Annotated in this window: 4 protein-coding genes; 3 read left to right on the forward strand and 1 reads right to left on the reverse strand. The window is 72.0% G+C overall.

Going from position 1 to position 4,029, the window contains the following annotated elements; translation table 11 throughout:
• Window positions 1-493: 493 nt before the first annotated feature.
• From ABFS34_15940 to moeB, 3 genes are read left to right on the forward strand one after another with little or no spacing between them, the layout of a single operon-like run.
• Window positions 494-1,390 carry a cysteine synthase family protein gene (locus ABFS34_15940; protein ID MEN8376918.1) on the forward strand — a complete coding sequence of 299 codons (897 nt, stop codon included), beginning with the start codon at window positions 494-496 and terminating at the stop codon, window positions 1,388-1,390.
• Window positions 1,369-1,797 carry a M67 family metallopeptidase gene (locus tag ABFS34_15945; protein MEN8376919.1) on the forward strand — a complete coding sequence of 143 codons (429 nt, stop codon included), beginning with the start codon at window positions 1,369-1,371 and terminating at the stop codon, window positions 1,795-1,797. Before ABFS34_15940 ends, ABFS34_15945 begins: the two co-directional genes overlap by 22 nt.
• Complete coding sequence (gene moeB / locus ABFS34_15950) at window positions 1,794-3,242, forward strand: molybdopterin-synthase adenylyltransferase MoeB (protein ID MEN8376920.1); 1,449 nt, start codon at window positions 1,794-1,796, stop codon at window positions 3,240-3,242. Before ABFS34_15945 ends, moeB begins: the two co-directional genes overlap by 4 nt.
• Window positions 3,243-3,392: 150 nt before the next feature.
• Here the strand turns inward: moeB and ABFS34_15955 are convergent.
• Window positions 3,393-4,029: HNH endonuclease signature motif containing protein (locus ABFS34_15955; protein MEN8376921.1), on the reverse strand; the 637-nt coding region annotated here is incomplete at its 5' end.

Genomic DNA, 4,029 nt, shown 5'->3' on the forward strand with positions numbered 1-4,029 from the left:
GGAAGGACCGTTCTTCCGCGCCTTCCCGGCGGGGGAGGAAATGGCGGCGGCGGAGTAGTCGGCGAGCCTGGCGCTCGCCTGCGGCACGAGACGGCCCGTTGCTCCTCGGGAGCGGCGGGCCGTCTCGCGTCCCGCCTCGGCCCCGCGGAGCTCGATCGGGCCGGTTCGCATCCCGCCTCGGCCCCGCGGAGCTCGATCGGACCGTAGGACTTGACCGGGCGGGTGACCGCTCTATTGTTACTGACATGAGAACGATTGGACCGCGTTCCGTGGCCGCCCCGGCGAGCTGTTGTTGCTGTCCGCCCCATTCGGGGAGGCGGCCGCCGCTGCGCGCCGTCCGATCGCCATGACGGCGAGACGGACGCCGTTCACGGAAGAGGCCGTGACTCCCCGGGGTCACGGCCTTTTTGCATCGAGGCTTGGGCGCCCCCGCCCGGGCGTCGAGTCCGCGGCCGAACGCCAGGAATCCGCGCCGGCCCCACCCGCAGCCGGGTTGCGCGCCGCCATAGGCAACACGCCACTGGTACTGCTGAGGCGCATGCCGGCTCGGGGTGGGGCCCGCGTCGCCGTCAAGCTGGAGGGCGCCAACCCAGGCGGGAGCGTGAAGGATCGGGCGGCGCTCACCATTCTACGGCGGGCCGAGCGGTCGGGCGCGCTGCGGAGAGGCGTCAGGTTGCTCGACGCGAGTTCGGGCAACACGGGTATCGCGTACGCGATGCTCTGCGCCGAGCGCGGCTACGCCTGCGAGATCTGCGTGCCCGGCAACGCCGGGACGGAGCGACTTCGTCTCCTGCGTGCATACGGCGCCAACGTCGTCCTGACCGATCCCCTGGAGGGTTCGGACGGAGCCATTCGAGAGGCGCAGCGGCGCGCAGCCGAGGCGCCGGCGGGTTCGGTCTACTACGCCGACCAGTACGACAATCCGGCCAACATCGCCGCGCACTACTACGGCACCGGGCGGGAGGTATGGCAACAGACGGCGGGGCGCGTGACTCACTTCGTGGCCATCGTCGGCACCAGCGGCACGTTCGTCGGTACAGGCAGGCGCTTGCGCGCGAGCCGCGACGACGTGCGACTCGTGGAGGTCCAGCCCGACTCGCCTCTGCATGGGATAGAGGGGGCGAAGCACATGGCTAGCGCCATGGTGCCGGGGATCTATGACTCGGAGCTCGCCGACGCGCGCATGCAGGTGACCAGCGAAGACGCGCAGGCCATGGCGGTCCGCCTGGCGCATGAGGAGGGGCTGCTGGCTGGACCGTCGGGCGGGGCCAACGTTGCCGCGGCGCTGCGCGTCGCGGCGCAAGCGGACGCCGACGCGCTGGTGGTCACGCTCCTCCCGGAGGACGGGGCGAGATACCTGGACGAGGCATGGTGGAAGGCGGACAGGTGATTCGGATCGACGAGCAGGCGGCCCGCGACATGGCGCGGCAGGCCGAGGCCGCCTACCCGGAGGAATGCTGCGGAGCTCTCCTGGGGCGCGACGGCGAATCGCGCGAGGTGGCCCGCTCGGTGCCCGCGCCGAACACGACCGGAGAGACGCGCACGCGTCGGTATCTGATCGCCCCGGAGACGGTGCGGGATCTGGAGCGCACCGCCGAGGCGGACGGCCTCCAGGTCGTGGGGTACTACCACTCCCACCCCGATCATCCGGCGCGCCCGTCAGAAACGGACGAGCGCCTGGCCTGGCCTTGGTACAGCTACGTCATCGTGCCGGTCTCGGCCGGCGTCGTGGGCGCGCCCAGAGCGTGGCGCCTGCGCGACGACCGCACCGGCTTCGACGAACAGGAGATCGCATGAGCGAGATACGGGTCCGTATCCCCACGCCGCTGCGCCAGTTCTCGGGTGGGCGCGCGGAAGTCCAGGTATCGGCGACGAGCGTGGGAGACGCCCTGGGCAGGGTCGTGGACCTCCACCCCGAGCTGCGCCGACACCTCTACGCCGAGGACGGAAGCCTGCGCAATTTCGTGAACGCCTACCTGAACGACGAGGACGTCCGCCAACTCGACGGGGGCGAAACTTCGGTTTCGAGCGACGACGTCATCACGATCCTGCCGAGCATCGCAGGGGGGGCACCCGGCGACGCGGACGACCTTTCCCTCGAGGAGATCCGCCGCTACAGCCGCCACCTCATCATGCCCGAGGTGGGGATGGCCGGACAGCGCAAGCTGCGCGCGGCGCGCGTGCTCATGATCGGCGCGGGGGGCCTGGGCTCTCCCGTCGGGCTCTACCTGGCGGCGGCGGGGGTCGGTACGCTGGGCGTCGTCGACTTCGACGTGGTCGATGAGACCAACCTGCAGCGCCAGCTCCTGCACGGCACCTCCGACGTCGGCCGCTCCAAGCTCGATTCGGCGCGGGATCGGCTGCGCGAGGCGAATCCCTTCGTGCGCGTGGAGGGACACGAGACGCGCCTGGACTCGGCTAACGCGTTGGACATCATCGGGCGCTACGACCTCGTCGTCGACGGCACCGACAACTTTCCTACCCGCTACCTGGTGAATGACGCGTGCGTCCTGCTCGGCAAGCCGTACGTGTACGGGTCCATCTTCCGCTTCGAGGGTCAGGTCTCCGTGTTCGGGGCGCCCGACGGCCCCTGCTACCGCTGTCTGTTCCGCGAGCCGCCTCCGCCCGGGCTCGTGCCGAGCTGCGCGGAGGGCGGGGTGCTCGGCGTGCTGCCGGGCATCGTCGGCGCCCTCCAGGCGGCTGAGGCGATCAAGTGGATCATCGGGGGAGGGGAGCCGCTCGCCGGCAGGCTGCTCTTGGTCGATGCTCTCGAGATGCGGTTTCGCGAGCTCAAGCTGCGCCGCGACCCCGGGTGCCCGGTGTGCGGGGACGACCCGACGGTCACCGAACTGATCGACTACGAGGAGTTCTGCGGCGTGCCGCAGGCAGAGCGCGCCGAAGCCCGGGAAATGGACGGCCTGCCGGAAGTCGCCGCCGGCGAGCTGGCGCGGCGCCTGCTGGGGGGAGAAGAGATCACGATCATCGACGTACGCGAGCCTCACGAGTGGGACATCGCGAACCTGGCGCCTCAAGGCGCCCGGCTCATCCCATTGGGGTTCCTTACGGAGCGACTTTCCGAACTCAGCACCGCCGACACGATCGTGGTGCACTGCCGATCCGGACAGCGCAGCGCGCGCGCCGTGCGGCAACTCCAGGACGCCGGATTCCGGCGCGTCGCCAATCTCGAAGGCGGCATCCTGGCCTGGGCCGAAGAGGTCGATCCAACCATCCCGACCTACTGAGGGGTGCCGGTCGCGGGCCGGCGATCAGCCTCTGCCGCAGCGCCCCGGGCGCGAGGCGAGCGGCCTCAGTCAAGCCGACGCGGGCGTTGCTGGCGCGGCCTCATACCTCGGCGTGCGTCGCCCCCACGCGCAGCCAGGTCGGCGCCCGGCCTACCCCGCGCCGGCCGCTGCTTCTTCCACGGTCTCGGCGCCGCCCGCAGCTTCCTCCGCCATCTCGGCGTCGGCCTCGAGCGCTTCGCGCGCGCCTGCCTCGACGGGCCAGGGCACGAGCGAGTCGCGCGTCCAGCGCGCGGCGCCGGTGCGGTGGGCGGGCAGCTCGAGTCGAAGCTTCACAGTTGGGCGCGGTGATCCCGGGCCGGGCGCCGTCCCGGCGCCGGCCACCCGCCCGGCGCCAGGTGCTGTCCTCGCCCCGGCCGCCCTCCCGGCGCCGGTCCCACCGTTCGCCGCGCGCGGCGCGTCGTAGAGCGCCCTGCCCCCGGGCGTGAAGAACGCGACCGCCCCCTCCTTGCCCAGGCACACACGTACCCGGCCCTCGTGCACCGCCCTGTGATGCCTGCGGCACAAGAGCACCAGATTCCTCAGGCTCGTCTCGCCGCCCTCTGCCCAGTGCACGACGTGGTGGCCGTCGGTGAAGCGGCCGGCGCAGCCCGGGAAGCGGCAGCCCCGGTCGCGCGCCTCGAGCGCACGGCGCAGCGCCGGCGCGATCGTCCGCGTACGCCTGCCCGCGCCCAGCACCCCGCCGTCACGGCCGCGCGTGATCCGCACCACCGCAGCGTCGCACGCGATT

The organism is Gemmatimonadota bacterium (assembly GCA_039715185.1).
Classification (GTDB): domain Bacteria; phylum Gemmatimonadota; class Gemmatimonadetes; order Longimicrobiales; family RSA9; genus DATHRK01.